Genomic DNA, 23,709 nt, shown 5'->3' with positions numbered 1-23,709 from the left:
AGACCGAAGGCGGCGGCACTGGTGACGGAGAATAATTTTTAGTCAAGAGTATTTTTAGTCAAGAATTTGAGAAACAGAGAATTAACGTTCACCGCGCGTAGCGGATAGGTAATCAGAGAAAAAATCTCAAATTCTCAAATTCTTGACAAAACAAAAATCTTCTCAACAAAAATAAAAATATTCTTGACAAAAATAAAATCATTCCTGGTAACTACTTAGATTGATGAAAACGTTTTATGACTCGCTCATTAGTCATTTTCGATTTCGGATGTACTAAAACAAAACAGGTGATACAATCTAATGATCATATCACCTGCTTTGCATCATGATGAGAGTGATTCCGTTGGGGTTCGAACCCAAGACCCACAGCTTAGAAGGCTGTTGCTCTAATCCAACTGAGCTACGGAACCATACTCTGTTTCTTAATGCGGATGCAAAATTACTGCTTTTTTTGCAATCTACCAAATATTTTCGGGATTATTTGCTATTATTGCTGTCCGCTAAGTGTTTATCACTCAACTTTATCTCGTTGACAGGGCATGGAAGCCGATAAAATTATTGCTTGAGATATTCTTCGGCACGGGTGTCGCCCAACTCCTGTGCCTTCTTGAGGTTCTCGATGCTTTCCTGTTTCAGTCCCTTCTCGCGCTGCAGCAGACCCAAGAGCAGATAGCCGTCGGCATATTCGGGAGCGAGGTTGATGCAGGCCTTGGCGGCGCTGATGCCCTCGTCGATGCGCTTGACGCGGAGGTCGAGACTTGCCCATTCGGCAAAGTAGGTGGGCTCCTTGGGCGCCAAGTAGCAGGTGCGGGCTATGTCAAGCAGCGCCTGTTGCCACATACGCAACTTCGTCTCGCACTTGTAGCGGGCATAGAAGAAGGTGGGGTCTACGGTATGGGTCAGGGAGTCGTACTGGTTGTAGTCGGGCAGCGCCTTGCGATATTCGCCCTTGCGGTCGAAAAACTGTGCACGCGCCAGATAGTAGGGAGCTGCCAGTCCTGTCTTCTGTCCTACGGCGATGGCACTGTCGAGCAATACCTCTATCTCGCCGGCGGGTGCATTGAGCTGGGCTTTCGACTGGGCTGCCTCGTAATACAGTTCGCCGCTGTTGATGTTGGTCTTGGTGAGGTCGAGGAACATGCTGAGTGCCTGTTGGTAGTCGCCCTTGAAATAGCTGTACTGTGCCTCCTGATGCTTGTAGGCAGGAAGGGCGTTGATACTGTATGCCTTGCGTATCATCTCTATGGCCTTGTCGATGTTCCATGCTGTATAGATGGAGTCGCCCTTGTACACTGCCTTCTGATAGATGATGTCGGCATAGGCTGAGTAAGCCTCGTCCTTCTTGGCTGCCTTCTTGATGCATTCCTCCATCAGCTTTGATGATTCCTCATATTTTGCCTCGTTGGAGAGTCGGGATGCTTTTTCCTTGTATCCGTAGGCGGATGCCGGGAACTTGCCGATAAACTCGTCGACATACTTGTCGTAGTCGGTGGAGGCTATCTGTCCCTTCTTCAGTGTCATCATCATGACTGCCTCCTGCTCGGTGTCGGGCAGGGCTGTGCGGATGCCTGTCTCGCGGAGTGCGGCATCGAGGGTGGAGAGTCCTGTCACCTTGAGCTGCTTGGCGTACTGTGCATCGATGGCTGTCACCGATCCGTTGCTGTGCATCAGTCCGATAACCTGTCCGTCCTTGTTGGCAAAGGGACAGCCGATGGCATTCTCGGGCACCGTGGTGATGAAGATGTAGTAGTTGTAGGTGTTGTTGAATGTCTCTACGCTGCTGATCTCCTCCTGCTGGAAGGCTGGCTTCTTGATGGAGTAGGGCACGAGCCACACTTTGCTTCCTGCCGGTGTGGTGCTGCTCGCCAGGGTGGCGGCGGCTGTGGATGCCTTGATTCTGAACTTAGCGACATCATACAGCTCGTCGGCACCAAGGATGGCGTCTACGTCTGTAGAGCGTCCGCTGGCATCTACGATAGTGGCCTTGGTGGCTCCTATGAATGGTTTGAAGGTACTGATGGCTGTTCCCTTATTGTCGATAAACACGCCCTGTGTCGAGGCGATGATTTGTCCGTCTTTGTTGAATGTGGTCAGTGTGAAGACGCTCTTTGCCATCTTCTGTACTGGCCCTGGTTGTGCCATGATGCCTGATATGCTTATGATCATGGCGGCAATGATGATGTACAGTCTTTTCATATATTTTTAATGTTTAATTTCATGCCCACAATAGCATTTATTTGCGATAGCTTCTGAGCAGTTCCTGCGCATTGGCGAGGGCGGCCTCGGTGATGTCGCTTCCACTCAGCATCTGCGCTATCTCGCTTACTCTTTGCTCCTCGGTGAGTTCCGTCATGTGGGAACGTGTGCCCTGTGGGGTTTCTTCCTTCAGCACCTTGTAGTGATGTCTGCCCATGGCGGCAATCTGTGGCAGGTGGGTGATGGAGATGACCTGGCGGTCGAGTTCGCCCATCTCTGCCATGATCTGTGCCATCTTCTCGGCTATCTTTCCGCTTACACCTGTGTCGATCTCGTCGAAGATGATGGTTGGCAACTTGACGGCTCCGCTGATCATCGCCTTGAGTGAGAGCATCACACGGGCTATCTCGCCACCCGAAGCCACCTGACTGACGGGCTGCAGGGGTGTGCTCTTGTTGGCGCTGAAGAGGAAGTTGACCTTGTCGGCTCCGTCGGCTGAGAGTGGTTTGGCGGTGAAGCTGATCTCGAAACGCACGTTGGGAATGCCCAGCGGCACGAGTCTTTGCTGCATCTCGGTTTCTATCTTCCTGGCTGTCCTGGTGCGTAGCTCGGTGAGCTTCCTGGCCGCCTGTTCTGCCTTGGAAAGCCAATGCTCGGCCTCCTGCTGCAGGGCTGCCAGCTCCTCGTCGCTGTTGCCGATGTGGTCGAGCTGCTGCTTGATGTTGTCTCTGATTTCTATCAGGCCGCTGATGTCCTGTACATGGAACTTCTGCTGCAGCGAGTAGATGGTGTCGAGCCGGCTGTTGATCTCGTCGAGTCTTGCCGGTTCGAAGTCGACGCGGTCGACGTTGGTGCCTATCTCCTGAGCGATGTCCTTCAGTTCGATGTAGCTGCTGTCGAGCCTTTCGGCAGCCTCTGCTATGGCGGGATAGACCTCCTTGATGGATGCGAGCTGCTGGCAGGTGGACTTCAGCCTTTCGAGTATGCTTCCGTCCTCATTGGTCAGCGTGTTGTCGGCTTCGTAGAGGGCAGTCTTGATGTCCTCGGCATGAGTCAGCGTCTCGGCTTCCTGCTCCAGCGATTCCTGCTCGCCTTCCTCTAACTGGGCGTGGTCGAGCTCTTTGTACTGGAATCTGAGGAACTCTTCGTTCTCACGGCTCTTCGCTATCTCTTCCTCCAACTTGGCGAGTCGCTGCCTGGCCTGGTGATACTGATTGTATGTGGCCCTGTAGTCGCCCAGCAATTTGCTGTCCTGAGCGATGATGTCAACCACGTTGAGCTGGAAATCCTCTTTCTGCAGCAGCAGGTTCTGATGCTGTGAGTGGATGTCGACCAGGCTTTCTCCCAGCTCTCTCATCAGGCTGAGCGCCACGGGTGTGTCGTTGATGAAGGCACGGCTTTTGCCTGCGGCTGTCAGCTCGCGGCGGATGATGGTGTCGTCGGCGTCATAGTCGATATCGTGCTCAGCGAAGAAGCTCTGCATGTCGTATCTCGACAGGTCGAAGTGTGCCTCGATGGTGCATCTGTCGCATCCTGCCTTGATGGCCTTGGTGTCGGCTCTGTTGCCGAGCAGCAGACCGATGGCACCCAGGATGATGCTCTTGCCTGCACCTGTCTCGCCCGTGATGACGGAAAAGCCTGGATGCAGCTGGATGTCGAGCTCGTCGATGAGTGTAAAGTTCTTGATGTATAGCTGTTTGAGCATGTTGTCGGTTTCTTTATTGCTTTATTTTGTCCCATTGGGCATTCTGCGAAGGATTGATGCTGAAGAGCAGTTCGTAGATGCTCTCTTTCTCCTTCTGCGTGCCCTTGCCCTTGTAGATGTTTGCCAACTCATCTTTCTTGTAGTCGGTCCATATCTGTGGCAGCAGACTGAGCGGTTTGTTCTCCTTTGCTTTCTTCAGATTGGTTTCGAGTGTGGTCGTAATCTCCGTGCGTCCTCGCTCGGCATTGTTGGCCATCTCGTCGAGTCCCTTGCGGTAGTAGTCGTACTGCATCTGTCGGAAGGGTTGCATTCCTCCGTCGAGATAGTCGGCTATGATGGCGTATCTGTTTCTGTTGTCGTCGAAGGCTTTCCAGCCCGGGTACGACAGGTTTTGTGCATTGTTGGTGAGGTTCATGCATCTTTGCAGCACATCCTCGCCTCCCATGGGCGCAAAGGTGTCGAGGTCGAGTCCGATGATGAGGTAGGCATAATAGGCAAAGAGAGCTGTGAGCTGGTTGTCGAGATTCTCCTCGTTGAAGTCGAGCTGGTCGAACTGTGCAAAGTTGAACGTGAAGTTCTCGTCCACATTATTATATATAGTAGTGGTGTAGGCGGCATTGTATACGGGTCGGTTGGCCTGTATCAGCGCTTTGCACGTGAAGAGGTTCTGGTCTTTGGCGTATTTTGTCACCGTGATGTTGAAGTTGCAGTTGATGCGTTCGTTTTTCTGAAACTGCAGATGGGTCCATTGCCGGTCGTTGACAAACTGCTCGAGAGTCTGTTGCAGATTGTCGAATACGGCATTGTCCGTGCCCTGTATCTGGGCATGGTTAATGGTTATTTTGGCTTGCAGTTCCTGCGCCTGAAGGCCGTAACTACAGCATGCGAGCCAGCTCGTCAATGATATCGCGAGCCACTTCAGTCTTCGGCTTTTTCTCATATTCTTTCTTGCCTTTCTCGGATATGATCGTTATCTGGTTGTCGTCGGTGCGGAATGTGGTGCCGGCGTTGCGTGTGGAGTTCAGCACGATGAAGTCGGCATTCTTCTTCCTGCGTTTCTTCTCGGCATTGGCTTCCTCGTCGTTGGTTTCCAGGGCAAAAGCCACGATGCGCTGGCGGCTCTGCTTCATCTGTCCAAGGGCTGCTGCGATGTCGTGGGTGGGAGCCAGGGTGAGCACCAGGTCGTCCTTCTCGCGCTTGATCTTCCTGTCGGCAACAACGGCAGGACGGAAGTCGGCTACTGCCGCACAGAGGATGGCTGCATCACAGCCTGTAAACTCATGGGTGGCAGCCTCGTACATCTCTTCGCAGCTCTCCACATCGATGCGTCTGATGTCGTTGTCGCATTGCAGCGCCACGGGGCCTGCTATCAGCGTGACGTGGGCGCCTCGCTTTCTGCATTCCTCGGCAAGGGCGAATCCCATCTTGCCCGATGAGTAGTTGCCGATAAATCTTACGGGGTCTATCTTCTCGTAGGTAGGACCGGCAGTGATCATGATGTTCTTGCCACTGAGGTCCTGCTGCTGTTGTTCATCGAAGTAACGGTCCAGGCTGTCGACGATGATCTCGGGTTCCTCCATGCGTCCCTTGCCCTCCAGTCCGCTTGCCAGGAATCCGGAGGCTGGCTCGATGATTCTGTTGCCGTAGCTCAGGAGTGTCTGCATGTTGTGCTGGGTGGACGGATGTCTGTACATGTCGAGATCCATGGCTGGAGCGATGAAGACAGGGGCCTTCATCGACAGATAGGTAGTGATGAGCATGTTGTCGGCGATGCCGTTTGCCATCTTTCCCATTGTGGCAGCCGTACAGGGCGCAATGAGCATGGCGTCAGCCCAGAGGCCGAGGTCGACATGCGAGTTCCATGTACCGTCTCTCTGCGAGAAGAACTCGCTGACAACGGGTTTGTGGGTAAGGGCAGAGAGCGTGATGGGAGTGATGAACTCCTTGCCGGCAGGTGTGATGACAACCTGCACTTCGGCTCCTCGCTTGATGAGGCCTCTTATGATGAGGCAAGATTTATAGGCAGCTATCGAGCCTGTGATGCCCAGTACTATTTTCTTTCCTTTAAGACTCATTTTTCTGATTTGAACATTTGATGGTTGAACCTTCGCTGGAAGGGACCTTTCTTAACTCCTTGAAAAACAACTCGTCCAGCGAAAGTTGAGAACATGACTTTATCTTTTGTTGAACTCCCTAAGACGGATGCGGGTAAGCACCTGCTTGGTGTTGTAGGTAAAGTCGCTGCCCAATACCCATGTGTAGTAGCCTGGATCTTTGTGCAGGATTTCTGCCACGTCCCAGCCTTTGTATTTGCCAAAGTTGAACACCTCATGCTTGCGTGGATTTCCCTGTTCGTCGGTAAGCACGTTGCCCTGAGCATCTTTCAGCTCCTGCCAGATGATGCGGCCGGCAAAGTCTACGTTGTCGTTCTGCATGGAGAACTTGGCCAGCTCGTCCATGTCATTGTTGAGCACACGCTCTGGCTCTTCCTGTACTCCAGGAGCATATTTGTCCAGCTCGCCCATGAGCACGCGGTAAGTAGCCTCGGTGTCCTGGTCGGCACGGTGGGCCTCAAAGTCTTCCTCCATCTTTCTTCCGCAGTAGAACTTGTAGGCGGCAGCAAGATTGCGGCGTTCCATCTTCATAAAGATGGTCTGCGCATCTATCAGGCGGCACTTGTTGAAGTCGAAGTCGATGCCTGCACGCAGAAATTCCTCGGCGAGCATAGGCACGTCGAAACGGTTGGAGTTGTAGCCTGCAAAGTCGCATCCCTCAAACTCCTTCTGCAAGTTGGCTGCCAGCTGCTTGAATGTAGGTGCGTTTTTCACATCCTCGTCGCTGATGCCGGTAAGGGCGACGACTTCTTCGGGTATAGGCATTCCGGGGTTTACGTAGAGATTCTTACGAGTCTCGCTACCGTCGGGCATGACCTTGATATACGACATCTGGATGATACGGTCTTTAACCATATCAAGCCCCGTAGTCTCCAGGTCGAAGACTACTAAGGGCTTTTTAAGATTTAATTTCATTATATGTTTTTATTATTTTAGTCGTTGAGCAACATTGGCATAATCAGCATCAGCACGTCCTCGTCCTCAGGCTGCTCGGCAGGAACGATAATGCCGGCACGACTTGGGTCTGCCAACATGATGACAACCTGGTCGCTGTTCAGATTGCTCAGAACCTCCATGAGGCTGCTGCCCTTGAAACCGATGCTCATAGGTGCGCCGGTGTACTCGCAAGAGAGCTGTTCCTTAGCTGATGTGGCGAAGTCGATATCCTCGGAAGATACTTCGAAGTGGCCATTCTCCATGTGCAGACGAACCAACTGGCTGCTCTCGCTGGCGAAGGGGAGCACACGGCGCAAGGCGCTGAGAAGGGCACGGCGGTCTACTGTGGTCTGACTTGGATTGTCGGTAGGAATCACTGAGTTGTAGTTAGGATATCTTCCGTCTATCAGTCGGCAGTTAAGTACTCCGTCGTTGTATTTGATCTCGGCATTTCTGTCGTCGAACTTTATAAGCACGTCACCGCCGTCCTTGGTAAGAATGTTCTTCAGCAGGTTGGCTGGTTTCTTGGGAAGATTGAACGAAGCAGGAGTCTCGCTTGTGATAGAGAAGTTCTTGTTGCGTACCAACTTATGGCCGTCGCTTGCTACAATGGCGAGTGCGTCGGGGGTTAAATCGAAGTACACACCGTTCATAATAGGTCTCAACTCGTCGTTGGCTGTGGCAAACAGGCTTCTGGAGATGTTGTCGATCAGGACGGTGGCAGGTATTATGATAGAATTGGCTGCATCGGTCATGCTCTGTGTGCGAGGATAGTCCTCAGCACTCTGCGCTGTGAAGTTGTACAAACCGTTCTGGTAAACGATTTTCACGGCGTAGCTGTCGGGGGTCACGTCCAGGGTGAGAGGCTGCTCTGGCAACTCTTTCAGTGCGTCGAGAATCACCTTGTTGGGGATGCAGAATTCGCCTTCTCCCTCACATTCAGTCAGGTCGATGACGCTTTTGATCACGTTGTCACTGTCGCTTGCTGTGATGGTCATCACATTGTTAGCAACCTGGAAAAGGAAGCAATCGAGGATGGGCAAGGAATTCTTGCTGCTGATTACTTTCGCAAGCATGTTGAGCTTGCTGCTCAAGGCAGAGCTTGATAAAACAAATCTCATGAGTGTTTATAATTTTGTTTATGTTCTACATTTCTTTTCTTACTGACCACAAAAATACAAAAAATATCGATGACGTACAAAAAAATCGATAAAAAGTTTCAGTTTATGAACTATTTTTAGTAATTTCGCAGTCTAAAGAGAAAACTTTCTTCATCTTTCACCTCTGTTGTGAGTTGCGGGTGTGAATAGTTTCTCGAGAGGAAAGTTTAAGTATCATTATTCAAACATTATTATAATATGGAATTACAAGGAAAGGTTATTGCCGTTTTGCCTGAAAGAAGCGGTGTCTCTGCAAGAGGTGAGTGGAAATCACAGTCGTTTGTCATTGAGACTCATGAGCAGTATCCCAAGAAGTTGGTTTTCGATGTCTTCGGAGCTGAACGCTTGGCACAGTTTAATATTCAGAGCGGCGAAGAGATCTTGGTATCCTTTGATATCGATGCTCACGAATATAATGGCCGCTGGTTTAATAATATTCGTGCATGGAATGTTCAGCACGTAGATCCTAATACTGTTGCTGCCATGGCTGGCGGAATGCAGCCAGCTGGTGCTCCGTTCCCACCAGCAGGTGCTCCTGTAGCAGCTGCTCCTGCAGCTGGAGCCACTGCTCCTTTCCCTCCAGCTTCTGCTGCTCCTGCAGCTTCTGCTGAGACAGGCAGTGCAGACGATCTTCCATTCTAAAAGTAATGAGTCCACTTGATAAAGTCGAAAATCGTATTTTTTTGTCTTTGTAACATATTGACAATTAATAGCTGATTTTCGTAAAAATGACTTTTTCAAGTGGACTCAGTTGATTTAATAATTGCGAGCTTCTATTTGGAAGTAGCTCTGTGGATGGTTGCAAACAGGGCAAACCTCAGGAGCCTGCTTGCCAACTACGATGTGCCCGCAGTTGGAGCACTGCCAGATGCAGTCGCCGTCGCGCGAGAACACCACTTTGTCCTCTACGTTCTTCAGTAATTTGCGATAGCGCTCCTCATGGTGCTTTTCTATCTCTGCCACCATCTCAAACTTGGCAGCGATTTCTTCGAATCCTTCTGCATGAGCCTCTTCTGCCATGCGCTTGTACATATCGGTCCACTCGCTGTTCTCACCCTCGGCTGCTGCCAAGAGGTTCTCGGCTGTGCTCTTTATCTCGCCGCCTATGAGGTACTTGAACCACAGTTTGGCGTGTTCCTTCTCGTTGGCTGCTGTCTCCTCAAAAATGTTGGCTATTTGCACATAACCATCTTTCTTGGCCTTGCTGGCAAAGTAGGTGTACTTGTTGCGGGCCTGCGATTCGCCTGCGAATGCTTCCCACAAATTCTTCTCGGTTTTGGTTCCTTTCAGTTCTTTCATGATGTCTTTGTTTTTAATGTTAATAATTTTGAGTTATATTGCTAATAATCTTAGCAGCGTATCTTACAACTCGTGTCTGCAAAGATATTGTAATAATTCCAAAGAAGCAAGTTTATGAACGCTTTTTTGCTTTCAGTTATGAAAGTTTAACAGTATGAACTTTACAGGCAGAAAAGTTAAGAGAAGTTAGCGGAAGTCTCAGTCTTTCAGGATCTTCCTTCTTTCGAAGAACTGGCGTGAGGCAAGGAAGAAGAGGATTACAGAAACGGCATTCTCGGCAGCCACCATCCAGAAGGTGGCAGTGTATCCAAAGTGTTCGGCAACGATTCCGCCCAACAGACATCCTATGCCGAAGCCAAGGTCCCATCCCGTAAGAATACTGCTGTTGGCAGTGCCTCGCTGGTCGTGTCGTGCCACGTGGACAAACATGTTGAGGAAGGCAGGGTAGAGATGCCCGTTGCCCAGTCCGATAAGGATGGCAGAGAGGTAATATGCCACTGGATGGGGAATGGCCACAAAGAGGGTGAAGCCAACGAGTGAAATGAGCATTCCCTCGGCTGCATTCTGTGTCAACTTGCCTTGGCTGAGGGCTTTACGGCCCTGCAGACGAGAACTGAAAAGACCCATAGAGAGAAGGGCAAAATAAGTGCCTGTTCCTCCTGTGATGGACAAAACCTCCTTGCTGTAGATGGCGAGATAGTTGCTCAATACGCCCCAGCAGAAGCCAAACATGGCGATATTGATGGCGAGGAGCCATGCACGGGTGAGGAAGAAGCGGTCGAGCGACAATTTCTCTTTGTTGCGAATGATGTCTTTTTCGGGCAACCGGATAGTCCAGGCGATGAGCACTGCACTTATCGCTACGACGAAAGCTATCCAGAAGAGTATCATGTAGCTGTCTACCATGTTGTGCAGATAGATGCCGATGGATGGAGCTATCGCCATGGCGAAGTTGTTGCTGAGACCATAAAGCCCGATGCCTTCGTTTCGCCGGCTGGAAGGCAGCACGTCGATGGCGCAGGTGCTGTTGGCTACGGTGACGGCTCCGAAGGGTCCGCCATGCAATGTTCGGCATATGGCAAACATGAGGATTGTGCCTGCTGCTATGTATCCGGCAAAGAAGACGGCAAAGCCCGAAAGGCACAGCATGAGCACTTTCTTGCGCGAGAAACTGTCTACCACATAGCCGCAAAATGGGCGCACGATAAGGGCTGCCACGGTGTAGCCGCTCAGTACGATGCCTATGGTGTCTTTGGTGGCTCCAAAAGTTTCGCTCAGATAGAGGGGCAGGAGCGGGGTGAGGAGATAGAAGGCGAAGTACAACAGAAAGTTTGTTGTCATCACCTTGATGTAATTGACATTCCAGAGTTTCTCTTTGCTATTCATTGTTATTATAGATTAGACTTTTGTTCTTCGAGCCAGGCATCGATAATCTGTCGGGCAATGGAGAGTTTTTCGGGAATGGTGGGCAGATTGTACTTGGTAAACCACTTGCCGCGTGAGAGTTCTTCTTTCTGCAGATGGATTTCTCCATCTACATAGTCGGCGGTGAAGCCTACCATCAACCCGCTGGGATATGGCCAGGGCTGAGAACCGAAATACTTCAAGTGGTTGATGGTGAGTCCTGTCTCTTCCATCACTTCACGGTGTACGGCTTGCTCAAGGGTTTCGCCTGTCTCGACAAAGCCAGCCACCAGTCCATAGAAGTCGCTCTTGAAGTTGCGGGCATGTACCAGAAGGACTTCCTCTCCCCTGCGTATGAGGACGATGATGGCAGTGGCGAGCGAGGGCCATACCGACTTGCCGCATTGAGTGCATTTCTTGCTGATATCGGTCGACATCTTCATGGGTGCTCCGCATATTCCGCAGAACTGTGTGTTCTGGTCCCAGTAGATGAGTTCATGGCATTTTCCTGCCTTGAGGTACAGGTCTCTGCTCAGTTTGTAGTAACTGGGACGGAGTCCGCACATCTCATAGTTGGGATTGTCGGTGACAGGGGTGTCGATGGTGAAAGCCTTTACCTCGGTTCCATCTTCCATCGGACTGATGTTGAGGACATGAGTCCAGGGCTTGAGTTCTATCGGACTCTCTTCAGAGCAGGGAATGGTGCAGCTTCCGTCTGCCTGTTTCTGCAGCAAGAGGTCGGTCTTGCAAAATATAAACCAATAGGTCATTTCTTTATTTATTCTTTATGTTGAGATTCTTTCTTTGAACTTTAGCAAGTTCAGAAGTTGTTCGTTTTTGGGGAAAGTTAATTTTCGGGAAGTTATAGAAGTTAAAGAAGTTATCACTCCCTTCGGTCGTTCAGAAGTTAAAGCCAATAGCTTTGGAGGGAATGTTTAATGTTTAATGTTTAATTTCAAGTCCACTAAAGCATTTGTCTTAACTCCTTAACTCCTTAACTCCTTAACTCCTTAACTTCTTAACTCCTTAACTTCTTAACTCCTTAACTCCTTAACTCCTCGAGTGAGTTTATTTCTTTTTGAAGAGCAGTTCGAAGTCGCGCTCTGCAGCAGGCTTTACCCATTCTTCGGGAACGAATCGCCAGTTGTTGTTGGGCTTGGCGTCTACGGTGCCCATTTTCTCTATTTCCTGCATCAGATAGTAGCGCTGGTCGCGCTCGCTTCGCCAGATGATACGTGATTCAAGACTGTCCTTTGGAATGCCTGCGCCACGTGTGAGCAGCTCTCCTCCGCCATTTCCCCGATAACTGTTAACAGCCACCTTGTACCATTTGTTCTCATCGAAAGGCTCGCCGTTGCTCATGCCAAGGATGCGTACTTTTTCTCCATCGGGCTTGGTGACGTCCACTTCGTAGTCGATGCCTGCTGCGCTGTCGAAGTTGAACGAGAAATTCTTGAAGCCTAAGCGCTGTTGGTCGCCTTGCGTCTGGTGGTCGAGCAACAGGAGATGGTCATCGGGACTCTTCATCGTGTTGACCCACAGGTCGTAGCTCATCTCCAAGTGGCGGCGTATCTCCTTGCCTGTGAGGCGCATTACGTAGAGTTGGTTCTCGTATTTATAGAGCTTGAACATATCGCTCACGCGGATAGGGCCTGCCTGTATGGAGGAGTTGAACTGCAGAGGAGCATTGAAGGCAATGTCGGCATGGGTAATCTGCAACTCCAGATTGAGGATGAAGTCGTTGAAGGCGCTGCTTCCGAAGTAGGAGTCGCGGCTGTAGATGGTGTTCTTGAATGTGCCAATCTGCTTGCTTACATACTTGTCTACCTCGGCTATCTGTGGTTCGAAAATCTTCAGCATCTTCTCATCGACAGGACAATCTGTCACATCGGCTATTTTTCCCTCCACACTCTTGTTCTGCAGGATGTGACGTTTCTTGCCATGCAACTGGTGTTCGTCTATGGTTACCGTAATCTCTGCATCTGCCACACTCATGGCATTGTTGGCAGGATCGAGGCAAACCACCTGCTTGCCAGCTACATTGGTGATGGTTTCGGCATGGCGTGTGTGGTCGTGACCAAAGAGTACCAAGTCGAATCCCGGAACCTCGCGTGCCACCTTCATAGAGGCGTCCTCGTCGTATTCGGGTGTCTGGATGCCTCCTTCCTTACCGCTATGGAAGAGTCCTATCACTACATCGGGCTGTTCGTTTTGCTGTATGTATTCCATCCACTGGCGTGCGCTCGTCACCATATTCTCGAAACGCATGCCGCTCCATAGGTTCTCGGTGAGCCAGTTGGGGATGGCTGGAGTGATCATGCCCAAGATGGCGATTCTTATTCCCTCACGTTCCAGTATGACATAGGGTTTGACGTAAGGCTTGCCGGTCTTGGTATTGATGATATTGGCTCCTAAGACAGGGCATTTCAGTTCGCCCACCCACTTGTCGTAGACGGCGTGTCCTGTCTCTACATCATGGTTGCCGAAGGTTTCGGCATCGTATTTCATGTAATTGAGTACGTCAGAAGCCACGTTGCGAGCCTTGGTATTGATGTAGTTGTAATAGTAGCAGGTGGGTTGTCCCTGCAGCAGGTCGCCATTGTCGAGCAAGATGAGTCGGTCGTTGTATTCTTGTCTCAGCGAGTCGACATACGACGACACCCTTGCCAGCGAACCCGCCTTGGGCTTGCGGTTGATAAAGTCGTATGGGAAGAAACAGCCGTGAACGTCGCTGGTTTCTACAACTCTGATTTTAATGGTTTTCTGTTGTGCCATAGCTTGAGAATTGAATGTGAGCGCCAGGAACAGCGCTGTCAGAATTTGTTTCATAATCTGCCATTTTTTGTTTTACAGTGCAAAATTACAAAAAAGAAGTCAAACAGGCATACTTTTTGTTAGAGAAAAGTTATTAAAATAAATATGGAGGACAAAAGAATATGGCATTCGTAGATTATTACAAGATTTTGGGTGTTGACAAGAATATACCACAGAATGATGTGCGCGCGGCTTATCGCAAGCGTGCCAAACAGTTTCATCCCGACCTGCATCCTAATGACCCTAAGGCAAAGGCTAAGTTCCAGGCGCTCAATGAGGCATACGATGTGATTTCCGATCCTGACAAGCGAGCCAAATACGATAAGTATGGTGAGCAGTGGAAGAATGCTGCTGCCTACGAGCAGGCTGGCGGGGCAGGAGGCTTCGGAGGCTTTGGCGGAGCTGGAGGCTCAGCTGGAGGAAATCCTTTCGAGGGCTTCGACTTCAGCAATTTTGGTTCGGGCGGTAGTGGATTCAGCAGTTTCTTCGAGAACCTGTTTGGCGGTGGCGCTCGTCGCCGTTCTGGAGGTGCAGGCTTTGATGGCTTTGGTGGCGGAACGGAATATGGCTCGCAGAATATGCGTCAAAGCACAGGAGAAATGCAGATGAACGTAAACATCGATATGTATACGGCCTTGCTGGGTGGCGAGGGTATTATCAGATTGAGCAATGGTTCGAAAATCAAACTCAAGATTAAGCCTGGAACGCAGAACGGAACCAAGGTTCGGGTTCGTGGAAAAGGATGCGACCGTGGTGATGGAACATTTGGCGATTTGATGATTACATACAACGTGAAGTTGCCAACCACGCTGAATGACAGACAGAAAGAGCTGTTGCGCCAAATGAAAGAGGCATAATAATACGACAAAGAGAGTATCATAAGTAGTGTTCTGCTTGTGGTACGCTCTTTTTGTTTTTAAATTCAACTTCCCCGTTTGCGAATTTTGAGAAATAGCAAACATGCTACTTGAGTTAAATTTGCTTAATCTATTTTGCTGTTTGCCGGAAAATATATAACTTTGGAGGTCAAACAAATAGAAAAATATGAATTACAAGATACGGATAGCAGCATGGATGCTGTTTTTTATACCCCTGTCGGCAGGAGCTCAGAAGATTTCATTAGGCTCCTGCACCACCAAGGACGGAGGACAGTATAAAGGCGAAATGGTCAGTGGAAAGCCACAGGGAAAGGGAGCTACTGTGTTCCCAAATGGCGATACCTATGAGGGCAATTACCTCAAAGGCAAGCGAGAGGGCTATGGCGTTTATACTTTCTCTGACGGCGAGAAGTATGAAGGCCAGTGGATGCAGGACCAGCAGCACGGCAAGGGTACTTTCTATTTCCAAAACAATAATAAATACGTAGGACTCTGGTTCCGTGACTATCAGCACGGACATGGCATCATGTACTATTACAATGGTGACAAATATGACGGCGACTGGTATAAGGACAAGCGACAGGGCAGAGGAACCTATACCTATGCCGGAGGGGCATATTATCGTGGACAGTGGATGAACGACATGAAGAATGGTACAGGTTTCTTCAACTGGGGAGACGGAACCACCTACGAAGGCAGTTGGGTGGACAACCAACGCTCTGGGAAGGGAACCTTCAAATATGCTGATGGCGACATATATATAGGCGACTGGAAAGACGACATACAGGATGGAAAAGGAATATATAAGTTCCATAATGGTGATGTCTACGAAGGCGATTATGTACAGGGCGAGCGTACGGGCGAAGGCATCTTCCGCGCAGCCAATGGCTCAAAGTACACAGGACAGTTCAACGACGGACAGCGCTCGGGTCAGGGAACCTTTGTATGGAAGAATGGCGACATGTATGTAGGTTCATGGATGGACGATGTACAGAACGGAAGAGGCAAACTGACAAAGAAGAATGGCGATGTCTTCGAGGGGGACTTCAAAAAGGGATTGGTAGACGGCGAGGTGATTATTCACTATGCAAATGGAAATCGCTTTAAGGGAGTGTATCGTGGAGGACGTCGTGAAGGCTTCTGTATCGAGGAGACGAAAGACGGAAAGCGCTTTGAGGGAACTTATCGTGCCGACAGGCGTGATGGAAAGTTTGTAGAGAAAGACCGCAACGGGCAGGTTACTGCAAAAGGCTATTACGAGAACGGAAAGCGATTTGAGGAATAAAATCAGAAAGCCATCGCCTTTAATAGATGAGTCGACGCTGTCATCATAGATGAGTCGAACAAGTATCATATTATGGCAGAGATGCCTATCTATATAAAAGGTGGAGATGCCTATCTATATATATAATATATAAAAGGTGTAGCCCTCCAAGGCTGTAGGCTATAACTTCTAACGACCGTAGGAAGAGATAGATTCTTTAATTTCTATAACTTTTGAACCCAGCGGAAGTTGAGCAAAATAATAACAAGCAAATATCAGACACAAAATAGTAACTTTCAATATTTTAAACGATATGGTAGTAGATACATTAGACAATCTGGAGAAATATGTTTCTCTGAATCCTCTTTTCGAGGAAGTAGTGAAGTTCATCAAGGAAAATGATCTGAACAAGTTGGAGGCAGGCAAGCACTTCATCAAGGATAAAGACTTGTTTGTAAACATCACTACAGCTCACGGAAAGACTGCTGACGAGGCTGTTTTTGAGACACACAAGAATATGCTCGACATACAGATACCACTCGACAATAATGAGACTTATGGATATCTGCCTCTTACCGACCTGCCAGAAGCAGAGTACAACGCAGAGAAGGATGTCACAAAATATCCAGGTGCAAAGGCAGAGACTTATGTAAACTGCAAGCCAGGCGAGTTTGCCATCTTCTGGCCACAGGACGGTCATCAGCCATGCATCGGTGAAGGTGATATTCACAAAGCTATATTCAAGGTGAAGGCTTAGTTGCTCGCAACAATTTTCTTTTAACCTTCAACTTTCAACTTTAAATAATCTATTATGGCAACAAAGAAGACTACCACTCCCGCCAAAGGAGTAAAGGCAAAAACAAAAAAGACTGTACAGCCCAAGCATATCGGACTGGTGAAGAACGACCCCTATCTGGAACCCTATGAGGACGCCATACGAGGCAGGCACGAACATGCTTTGTGGAAGTTGGGACAGCTGACACATAATGGCAAGAAGACACTCAACGACTTCGCCAATGGCTACGACTATTTCGGGCTGCACAAAACAGCCCGTGGATGGGTGTTCCGTGAGTGGGCTCCCAATGCTACTGAGATATATCTGATAGGCGAGTTCAACGACTGGAAGGAATGCCCCAAGTACAAGGCAAAGCGTATCAGCGGTACAGGCAACTGGGAACTGAAACTATCAGAGAAAGCCATCAAGCATGGTGACCTTTACAAGATGAAGGTTCACTGGCAGGGTGGAGAAGGTGAGCGAATTCCTGCATGGGCGCAGCGTGTGGTACAGGACGAGCAGACCAAGATATTCTCGGCTCAGGTTTGGAATCCTGAGCCTTACACCTGGAAGAAAAAGTCTTTCAGACCTAATACATCGCCTCTGCTTATCTACGAATGCCACATCGGTATGGGACAGGATGCAGAAAAGGTGGGAACTTATACTGAGTTTAAGGAGAAGGTTCTGCCACGCATCATTGCCGATGGTTATAACTGTATACAGATCATGGCCATTCAGGAACATCCTTACTATGGTTCCTTTGGCTATCATGTGAGCAGTTTCTTTGCTGCCAGCAGTCGTTTCGGAACTCCCGAGGAGCTGAAGTCACTCATTGATACTGCCCATCAGAACGGAATTGCTGTCATCATGGATATCGTGCACTCGCATGCAGTAAAGAATGAGGTTGAGGGATTGGGCAATCTGGCTGGCGACCCCAACCAATACTTCTATCCTGGCGACCGGCATGAGCATCCGGCATGGGACAGCCTGTGCTTCGACTATGGAAAGGACGAGGTAATACACTTCCTGTTGAGCAACTGTAAGTACTGGCTCGCAGAATTCCACTTCGACGGATTCCGTTTTGACGGAGTGACTTCCATGCTCTATTATTCGCACGGACTCGGAGAGGCCTTTATGGGATATGGCGACTATTTCAACGGACACGAGGATGACAACGCCATCTGTTATCTTACCCTCGCCAATCTGCTGATTCACGAGGTGAACAAGCATGCCATTACCATTGCCGAAGAGGTGAGCGGAATGCCAGGACTGGCAGCAAAGTTTACAGATGGAGGTTATGGCTTCGATTACCGAATGGCGATGAACATCCCAGACTACTGGATAAAGACCATCAAGGAACTGCCCGATGAGGCTTGGAAACCAAGCAGCATCTTTTGGGAAGTGAAGAACCGCCGTGCTGACGAAAAGACAATATCCTATTGCGAGAGCCACGACCAAGCTTTGGTGGGCGACAAGACCATTATCTTCAGACTCATCGATGCTGACATGTACTGGCATTTCAAGAAGGGAGATGAAAACGACATGGCACATCGAGGAATTGCCCTGCATAAGATGATAAGACTCGTGACAGCTTCTACCATCAATGGAGGCTATCTCAACTTCATGGGCAACGAGTTCGGACATCCTGAGTGGATTGATTTCCCTCGTGAGGGCAACGGATGGAGCTACAAGTATGCACGCAGGCAGTGGAACCTGGTCGACAACAAGGAACTGTGCTACTGCTACTTGGGTGATTTTGATAAGGCAATGATCAAAACCATCAAAAGTGAGAAAAACTTCAATAAGACACCGGTGCAGGAGATATGGCACAACGACGGCGACCAGGTGTTGGCATATATGAGAGGTGACCTTCTTTTTGTGTTCAACTTCTCGCCAACGCGCTCGTTTACAGACTATGGCTTTCTTGTACCAACAGGTGCTTACAGCATAGTGCTTGATACCGACAACAAGGAGTTTGGAGGAAATGGGCTCAATGATGATTCCATGACTCACCTCACCACCTACGATCCTCTTTATGTGGGCGACCGTAAGGAGTGGCTCAAGCTCTATCTGCCTGCACGCTCGGCCTTGGTGTTGAAGAAAAATTAAGATAGAAATTTGAAAAGAATGAGAAATAAAAAGAATAGCATGGTGGAGATGCGCTTCACCATGGCTATTGTCTTTATATCGTTTACATACCTTTACCTGGATTGTTTTCAGGATGATGTGTTGGCAGTAGCACAATATGTGCTTTCGAAAGGAATGACGACCTACAGCTATGTACTGGCACCCATTCTCCTTACGTTGGCATTGTTTCTACTGCAGATGGGTGTGTGTACCCTTACACAGGTAAAGCGTCGCTTCCATGCCTTGACTTATTTCCCATCGATGCTGATGCTTACAGTATTGACCGATATTCCGGTCGACTTTGATGAGCATCATAGTTTGGGAGCCTGGTGGTGGATAATCCCTTTGCTGCTCGCGCTATGGGGGACAGGCATGTGGGTGGCAAGACAGGTGGAACCTTTCGAGCCTTTGCCTCATAATGAAGGTTGGTTTACAAAACTCACTTGGCAAAACCTGTTGCAGCTTTTGGTTATGATGCTGCTCACCATTCTCGTGGCCAACAACGACAGGGTGTTCCATGAGCGTATGAAGATGGAACGGTTCATGAAAGAAGGCAAGTATGATCAGGCTTTGAAGGTGGGACACAAGTCGCAGGACGCCGACTCTTCGCTGACCATGTTGCGTATAGCTTGTCTGCATCGCTGCGGAAGCATGGGAGAGCATCTGTTCGAATATCCGCTCATGGGAGGAAGCAAGGCGATGATTCCTGATGGTGTTACTGTCAAGGCAATGATGTGGCAAACGCCACGCTGGATGAGACAAAACAAGACCGCAGGAAACAAACTGCGTATGCCTAAGGACTATCTGTTGTGCGGATTGTTGCTCGACAAGAATCTCGACCGCTTTGTGGCAGAGATAAAACGCACCTATATTGCCGACAGTATTCCTTTGCCAAAGCACTATAAAGAGGCTCTTGTCCTCTATGTGCACAGGCGTACTCATCCTATGGTAGTGCTGCACGATGATGTGATGGAGGCCGACTTCCAGGACTATCAGGCTTTGGAACATAAGTTTGCTGATGCTATGCAGACGCAGGCTGCCTTGCGAGATACATATGGAAATACATATTGGTATTATTATCAGTATGGCAATAGGTAAGTAATTAGAACTAAATATTTGATGAGAAGATTGATAATATTGAGAAGATTGACAAGACTCAAGAAGTTCGTATGTATGCTGTGTCTGCTGACAGGTATGGCATGGCTCTATGTGCAGCCTGTGCAGGCACAGAAGAAGGAGATTGCTGCAGCTAAAGATTTGGTCAAGGCCGGGAAAAAACTCGACCAAGCACAGCAGAATATGGAAAAACTGTTGCTCGATTCTGCCAACCGTACCAACCGTAAGATATGGGCTGTGCTCTACGATGCCGTGAGGAAACAATATGAGCAGGGCAATGAGCAGTTGTATCTGAAACAGAAATATGATACGGCGAAATTGTTCAGTCTGACTCGTCAGCTTTTTGTCATAGCCGAGGGAATCGACTCGGTAGAAAGCATACCCAACCGTAAAGGAAAGGTGGAGATAGAATCAAGGAAGGGACATGCCGAATATCTCAACCAGATACGTCCCAACCTATACAATGGCGGTAGTTGGTTTGTGCGTAAGCAGAACTATGCCGAGGCTTACAGGTTCTTCGACAAATATATCTCGTGCGCGCATATTCCTCTCTTCGAAGGTTACGATTATCAGCAGCATGACAAATATCTGCCTTCAGCGGCTTACTGGGCTGTGTATTGTGGATACAAGATGAAGAATCCCAAGGCAACACTTCATCACTCTTATGAAGCCCTGAAAGATACGGCTCACTACGACTATATGCTCCAGTTCTTGGCAGAGACCTATAAACTGGAGAAAGATACGGTCCGTTATCTGCAGACTCTTGAGGAAGGATTCGAGCATGCACCTAAGTTCCCGTTCTTCTTCCCACGACTCATTGAGTATTATACGAAGCAGAACCAACTTGATTCGGCAATGGCTGTAGTAGACAAGGCTTTGCAGGTTGATGCTGAGAGCGGACTATATCTTTTCACTAAAAGCACAATTTTGCTTAATCAGGGAAAAAACAAAGAAAGCCTTGAGTTGAGTAACAAACTGATACAGCGCAATGACAGTATTGCCGAGGTGTATTACAATGCCGGATTGGCTTACTTCAATATGGCGGTGGAGCTCGACAAAAATACACATCTGTCGCGCAAAAGCCATCAGGAGACAACTGGTTATTACCAAAAAGCTTTGCCCTATTTAGAGAAATTTCGTAAAATGGAGCCTGGTGCTCAGGAAAAATGGGCTTTGCCCCTGTATACAATTTACCTCAATCTGAACAAGGGAAAGGAGTTTGATGAAATCGACCGACTGATGAAATCGAAGGGATGATGTCATCATTTATTTTCATTCAACACATTAGAATATTTAAAATGAAATCAATATTAGATAAAATGGGGATAACCCCTAATGCCATGCAGCAAGATGCAATGCATGCCTTGTTACGAAGTGACAAAGACGTGGTGGTGCTTTCGCCTACGGGAAGTGGAAAGACCCTGGCCTATCTCTTGCCCCTTACCCAACTGGTGGATGCTGGCGATGATATGCCGCAGGCTATTGTGGTTACACCAGGAAGAGAACTTGCCCTGCAGTCGGCTACTGTTCTCAAGGATATGGGAAGTGGTCTGCGTGCCATGGCTTGCTATGGAGGCAGAATGACGATGGATGAACATAGGGTGATGCGTCAGGTAAGACCGCAGATCATTTTCGGTACACCAGGACGTCTCAACGATCATCTGGATAAAGGAAACCTTTCTGCCGAGCATGTCAAGTATCTCGTTATCGATGAGTTTGATAAATGTTTAGAGATGGGCTTTCAGGACGAGATGAGCAGACTCTTGCAATCCTTGCCACATCTGGAACGGCGTATCCTGCTTTCTGCTACAGAGGCTGAAGCCATCCCGCAGTTTGTGCATATGGGAAGGGTAGAGAAGGTTGACTATCGGCTGGATGACGAGCAGGTTCCTGAGCGTGTACATATATATAAGGTAAGGAGTGAGCAGAAAGACAAGCTTGAGGCTTTGTCGAAGTTACTTCGCAGCTTTGGAGATGAAAGCAGTATTGTATTCCTCAACTATCGAGACAGTGTGGAGCGTACTGACCAGTTTTTGCGTCAGGAAGGCTTTTCTACCTCCTGCTTCCATGGAGGTATGGAACAGAAGATGCGTGAGGATGCGCTTTACAAGTTCAGCAATGGCAGTGCCAACATTTTTGTAAGCACCGATTTGGCTTCGCGTGGACTTGATATTCCTAATATCGACAATATCGTTCACTATCATCTTCCCGAGAGCGAGGACGGATACATACACCGTGTGGGAAGAACTGCACGATGGGAGTCGAAAGGTAAAGCCTATTTCCTGTTGGGACCTACAGAAAGCATTCCTGAGTATGTTGATGCTGAGGTGGAAGATTATGAGATTCCGGCCGAACTGCCTGCGCCTGCTCTTCCACGAATGGCAACGCTCTATATCGGCAAGGGCAAGAAAGACAAGATAAGCAAGGGCGATATTGTAGGTTTCCTCTGTAAAAAAGGAGGTCTTACGACTACAGAGATTGGAAAGATAGACGTAAAAGAAAGATATGCCTATGTTGCTGTGGCACGTCCACGCCTCAGACAGGTGCTCCGACAAGTAGCAGGCGAGAAGATTAAAGGCATCAGGACAGTTGTAGAAGAAGTGAGGTAAACTGCATGAATATGCATGCTTTTTTAGAAACGGAGTGATAAATTGTTAGTTTTTTGCTCAAAATGCTAAAAATGTGCAGAAATATTTGGTAGTTTCAAATATTAATTGTAATTTCGCCGATGTATTTTTCCAATAAAGGAGAACATTACACTAAAACTTAAATAAACAACAGATGAAGAAGTACAATTTTAATGCAGGTCCATCAATGCTTCCACGCGAAGTGATTGAGAACACAGCTAAGCAGATTTTGGATTTTAATGGTTCTGGTCTTTCATTGATGGAAATCAGCCACCGTGCAAAAGATTTCCAGCCAGTTGTTGACGAGGCAGTCTCCCTTTTCAAGGAACTTCTCGATATACCTGAGGGCTATTCCGTAATCTTCCTTGGTGGTGGTGCCTCGTTACAGTTTATGCAGATTCCTGCTAACTTCCTCATCAAGAAGGCAGCCTACGTTAATTCTGGTACTTGGGCCAAGAAGGCGATGAAAGAGGCTAAGCATTTTGGTGAGGTCGTTGAGATCGCATCATCGTCCGAGGCCAACTTCAGTTATTATCCACAGTTTGAGAACAACGTTCCTGCTGATGCTGATTATTTGCACATCACTTCCAACAATACTATATATGGTACTGAGTTGCGTCGTGATCCTGATGTTGCGGTCCCACTGATTGCGGATATGAGTTCAGATATCATGAGCCGTCCTGTAGACGTTTCCAAGTATACTGCTATCTATGCAGGTGCACAGAAGAATCTTTCTATGGCGGGTGTTACTGTTATAGTTGTCAAGGACGATATGTTGGGTAAGGCTCCACGTGAGTTGCCTACTATGATAGATTATCGTACCCATGTAGACAAGGGAAGTATGTTCAATACACCTCCTGTAGTTCCTATATATTCTTTGATGGAGAATCTTCGCTGGTTGAAAAAGAATGGTGGTGTGGAGGCTGCAGACAAGCGTGCTCATGAACGGGCTGAGGTCTTGTATGCTGAAATTGACCGCAACAAGTTGTTTAAGGGTACTGTTGAAGAAGCTTCTCGTTCTTTGATGAACATCTGTTTCGTAATGAACGATGAGTATGCAGAGTTGGAGAAGCCTTTCTTCGAGTTTGCTACCGAACGTGGTATGGTGGGTATCAAGGGTCACCGTTCAGTGGGTGGTTTCCGTGCAAGTTGCTACAACGCCATGACTATGGAGGGTGTCAACGCACTCGTCAAGGCCATGCAGGATTTTGAGGCACAACATTAATCTAAGTGGAAAATAGATGGTAGGATGTTGCTGTTAGGCAAACTGTCAGATTACAGCATCCTACCTCCT

General features: G+C 48.5%; 19 protein-coding genes and 1 tRNA gene. 9 read left to right on the top strand and 11 right to left on the bottom strand.

Features of this window, described 5'->3' with window-relative positions; translation table 11 throughout:
* Positions 1–335: 335 nt before the first annotated feature.
* The 7 genes from F7D20_RS07365 to dnaN all read right to left on the bottom strand — a co-directional run bounded on the left by F7D20_RS07365 (position 336) and on the right by dnaN (position 8,072).
* Positions 336–410 (bottom strand) — tRNA-Arg (locus F7D20_RS07365).
* A gap of 145 nt (positions 411–555) precedes the next feature.
* Positions 556–2,196, bottom strand: coding sequence for a tetratricopeptide repeat protein (locus tag F7D20_RS07360; protein WP_158463467.1), 1,641 nt, complete (start codon positions 2,194–2,196; stop codon positions 556–558).
* A 37-nt stretch (positions 2,197–2,233) separates the two neighbouring features.
* Entirely contained in the window at positions 2,234–3,901 is a 1,668-nt protein-coding gene (gene recN / locus F7D20_RS07355) for a DNA repair protein RecN (protein ID WP_158463466.1), read from the bottom strand.
* 13 nt (positions 3,902–3,914) lie between these two features.
* Positions 3,915–4,841 carry a DUF4835 family protein gene (locus tag F7D20_RS07350; protein ID WP_158463465.1) on the bottom strand — a complete coding sequence of 309 codons (927 nt, stop codon included), beginning with the start codon at positions 4,839–4,841 and terminating at the stop codon, positions 3,915–3,917.
* Entirely contained in the window at positions 4,777–5,976 is a 1,200-nt protein-coding gene (gene coaBC, locus F7D20_RS07345; RefSeq protein ID WP_158463464.1) for a bifunctional phosphopantothenoylcysteine decarboxylase/phosphopantothenate--cysteine ligase CoaBC, read from the bottom strand. The genes F7D20_RS07350 and coaBC overlap by 65 nt, the downstream gene beginning before the upstream one ends.
* A 99-nt stretch (positions 5,977–6,075) precedes the next feature.
* Complete coding sequence (locus tag F7D20_RS07340; protein WP_158463463.1) at positions 6,076–6,930, bottom strand: 3'-5' exonuclease; 855 nt, start codon at positions 6,928–6,930, stop codon at positions 6,076–6,078.
* 17 nt (positions 6,931–6,947) lie between these two features.
* Positions 6,948–8,072, bottom strand: a complete 1,125-nt coding sequence (gene dnaN, locus F7D20_RS07335) for a DNA polymerase III subunit beta (RefSeq protein WP_158463462.1) — start codon at positions 8,070–8,072, stop codon at positions 6,948–6,950.
* 237 nt (positions 8,073–8,309) lie between these two features.
* Between dnaN and F7D20_RS07330 the strand changes: the two genes are divergently transcribed.
* A complete protein-coding gene (locus F7D20_RS07330; protein WP_158463461.1) occupies positions 8,310–8,753 on the top strand; it encodes a DUF3127 domain-containing protein in 444 nt (147 codons plus the stop codon).
* 114 nt (positions 8,754–8,867) lie between these two features.
* On the opposite strand, the gene rbr is transcribed toward F7D20_RS07330, so the two are convergent.
* From rbr to F7D20_RS07310, 4 genes are all read right to left on the bottom strand, one after another.
* Positions 8,868–9,410: a rubrerythrin gene (rbr, locus tag F7D20_RS07325; protein WP_158463460.1), complete on the bottom strand. Its 543-nt coding sequence runs from the start codon at positions 9,408–9,410 to the stop codon at positions 8,868–8,870.
* A gap of 198 nt (positions 9,411–9,608) precedes the next feature.
* The gene (locus F7D20_RS07320) at positions 9,609–10,796 is read right to left on the bottom strand and encodes an MFS transporter (RefSeq protein WP_158463459.1); all 1,188 of its coding nucleotides are present in this window, start codon (positions 10,794–10,796) and stop codon (positions 9,609–9,611) included.
* Between the two features lie 5 nt (positions 10,797–10,801).
* Positions 10,802–11,584 (bottom strand): NAD(+) diphosphatase, encoded by a 783-nt coding sequence (gene nudC, locus F7D20_RS07315; protein WP_158463458.1) that lies wholly within the window; start codon positions 11,582–11,584, stop codon positions 10,802–10,804.
* Between the two features lie 298 nt (positions 11,585–11,882).
* Complete coding sequence (locus F7D20_RS07310) at positions 11,883–13,643, bottom strand: bifunctional metallophosphatase/5'-nucleotidase (protein ID WP_158463457.1); 1,761 nt, start codon at positions 13,641–13,643, stop codon at positions 11,883–11,885.
* 107 nt (positions 13,644–13,750) lie between these two features.
* Between F7D20_RS07310 and F7D20_RS07305 the strand changes: the two genes are divergently transcribed.
* The 8 genes from F7D20_RS07305 to serC all read left to right on the top strand — a co-directional run bounded on the left by F7D20_RS07305 (position 13,751) and on the right by serC (position 23,640).
* Entirely contained in the window at positions 13,751–14,485 is a 735-nt protein-coding gene (locus tag F7D20_RS07305) for a J domain-containing protein (RefSeq protein ID WP_158463456.1), read from the top strand.
* Positions 14,486–14,672: 187 nt separating this feature from the next.
* On the top strand, positions 14,673–15,791 hold the full coding sequence (locus tag F7D20_RS07300) for an MORN repeat-containing protein (protein WP_194253515.1): 1,119 nt from the start codon (positions 14,673–14,675) through the stop codon (positions 15,789–15,791).
* Positions 15,792–16,083: 292 nt separating this feature from the next.
* Positions 16,084–16,527 carry a YhcH/YjgK/YiaL family protein gene (locus F7D20_RS07295; RefSeq protein WP_158463455.1) on the top strand — a complete coding sequence of 148 codons (444 nt, stop codon included), beginning with the start codon at positions 16,084–16,086 and terminating at the stop codon, positions 16,525–16,527.
* A 54-nt stretch (positions 16,528–16,581) separates the two neighbouring features.
* Positions 16,582–18,654, top strand: a complete 2,073-nt coding sequence (locus F7D20_RS07290) for an alpha amylase C-terminal domain-containing protein (RefSeq protein WP_158463454.1) — start codon at positions 16,582–16,584, stop codon at positions 18,652–18,654.
* 18 nt (positions 18,655–18,672) lie between these two features.
* Entirely contained in the window at positions 18,673–19,770 is a 1,098-nt protein-coding gene (locus tag F7D20_RS07285; protein WP_158463453.1) for a DUF6057 family protein, read from the top strand.
* Positions 19,771–19,791: 21 nt separating this feature from the next.
* Entirely contained in the window at positions 19,792–21,045 is a 1,254-nt protein-coding gene (locus F7D20_RS07280; protein ID WP_437182657.1) for a tetratricopeptide repeat protein, read from the top strand.
* A gap of 41 nt (positions 21,046–21,086) precedes the next feature.
* Positions 21,087–22,397 carry a DEAD/DEAH box helicase gene (locus F7D20_RS07275; RefSeq protein WP_022253306.1) on the top strand — a complete coding sequence of 437 codons (1,311 nt, stop codon included), beginning with the start codon at positions 21,087–21,089 and terminating at the stop codon, positions 22,395–22,397.
* Positions 22,398–22,569: 172 nt separating this feature from the next.
* Positions 22,570–23,640, top strand: coding sequence for a 3-phosphoserine/phosphohydroxythreonine transaminase (gene serC / locus F7D20_RS07270; protein ID WP_158463452.1), 1,071 nt, complete (start codon positions 22,570–22,572; stop codon positions 23,638–23,640).
* Positions 23,641–23,709: the final 69 nt, after the last annotated feature.

Source organism: Segatella copri, from assembly GCF_009495355.1.
GTDB lineage: Bacteria > Bacteroidota > Bacteroidia > Bacteroidales > Bacteroidaceae > Prevotella.
Note: the sequence above shows the minus strand (reverse complement) of the source record. Positions and strands in the feature narration are given on the sequence as shown.

Excerpts from the sequence above, each read along its gene's own strand:
- rbr (WP_158463460.1), bottom strand. The coding sequence starts at position 9,410 with ATGAAAGAACTGAAAGGAACCAAAACCGAGAAGAATTTGTGGGAAGCA.
- F7D20_RS07340 (WP_158463463.1), bottom strand. The coding sequence starts at position 6,930 with ATGAAATTAAATCTTAAAAAGCCCTTAGTAGTCTTCGACCTGGAGACT.
- nudC (WP_158463458.1), bottom strand. The coding sequence starts at position 11,584 with ATGACCTATTGGTTTATATTTTGCAAGACCGACCTCTTGCTGCAGAAA.
- F7D20_RS07320 (WP_158463459.1), bottom strand. The coding sequence starts at position 10,796 with ATGAATAGCAAAGAGAAACTCTGGAATGTCAATTACATCAAGGTGATG.
- F7D20_RS07360 (WP_158463467.1), bottom strand. The coding sequence starts at position 2,196 with ATGAAAAGACTGTACATCATCATTGCCGCCATGATCATAAGCATATCA.
- coaBC (WP_158463464.1), bottom strand. The coding sequence starts at position 5,976 with ATGAGTCTTAAAGGAAAGAAAATAGTACTGGGCATCACAGGCTCGATA.
- F7D20_RS07285 (WP_158463453.1), top strand. The coding sequence starts at position 18,673 with ATGAGAAATAAAAAGAATAGCATGGTGGAGATGCGCTTCACCATGGCT.
- F7D20_RS07330 (WP_158463461.1), top strand. The coding sequence starts at position 8,310 with ATGGAATTACAAGGAAAGGTTATTGCCGTTTTGCCTGAAAGAAGCGGT.
- serC (WP_158463452.1), top strand. The coding sequence starts at position 22,570 with ATGAAGAAGTACAATTTTAATGCAGGTCCATCAATGCTTCCACGCGAA.
- F7D20_RS07280 (WP_437182657.1), top strand. The coding sequence starts at position 19,792 with ATGAGAAGATTGATAATATTGAGAAGATTGACAAGACTCAAGAAGTTC.
- F7D20_RS07295 (WP_158463455.1), top strand. The coding sequence starts at position 16,084 with ATGGTAGTAGATACATTAGACAATCTGGAGAAATATGTTTCTCTGAAT.
- recN (WP_158463466.1), bottom strand. The coding sequence starts at position 3,901 with ATGCTCAAACAGCTATACATCAAGAACTTTACACTCATCGACGAGCTC.
- F7D20_RS07275 (WP_022253306.1), top strand. The coding sequence starts at position 21,087 with ATGAAATCAATATTAGATAAAATGGGGATAACCCCTAATGCCATGCAG.
- F7D20_RS07290 (WP_158463454.1), top strand. The coding sequence starts at position 16,582 with ATGGCAACAAAGAAGACTACCACTCCCGCCAAAGGAGTAAAGGCAAAA.
- F7D20_RS07310 (WP_158463457.1), bottom strand. The coding sequence starts at position 13,643 with ATGAAACAAATTCTGACAGCGCTGTTCCTGGCGCTCACATTCAATTCT.
- F7D20_RS07300 (WP_194253515.1), top strand. The coding sequence starts at position 14,673 with ATGAATTACAAGATACGGATAGCAGCATGGATGCTGTTTTTTATACCC.
- dnaN (WP_158463462.1), bottom strand. The coding sequence starts at position 8,072 with ATGAGATTTGTTTTATCAAGCTCTGCCTTGAGCAGCAAGCTCAACATG.
- F7D20_RS07305 (WP_158463456.1), top strand. The coding sequence starts at position 13,751 with ATGGCATTCGTAGATTATTACAAGATTTTGGGTGTTGACAAGAATATA.
- F7D20_RS07350 (WP_158463465.1), bottom strand. The coding sequence starts at position 4,841 with ATGAGAAAAAGCCGAAGACTGAAGTGGCTCGCGATATCATTGACGAGC.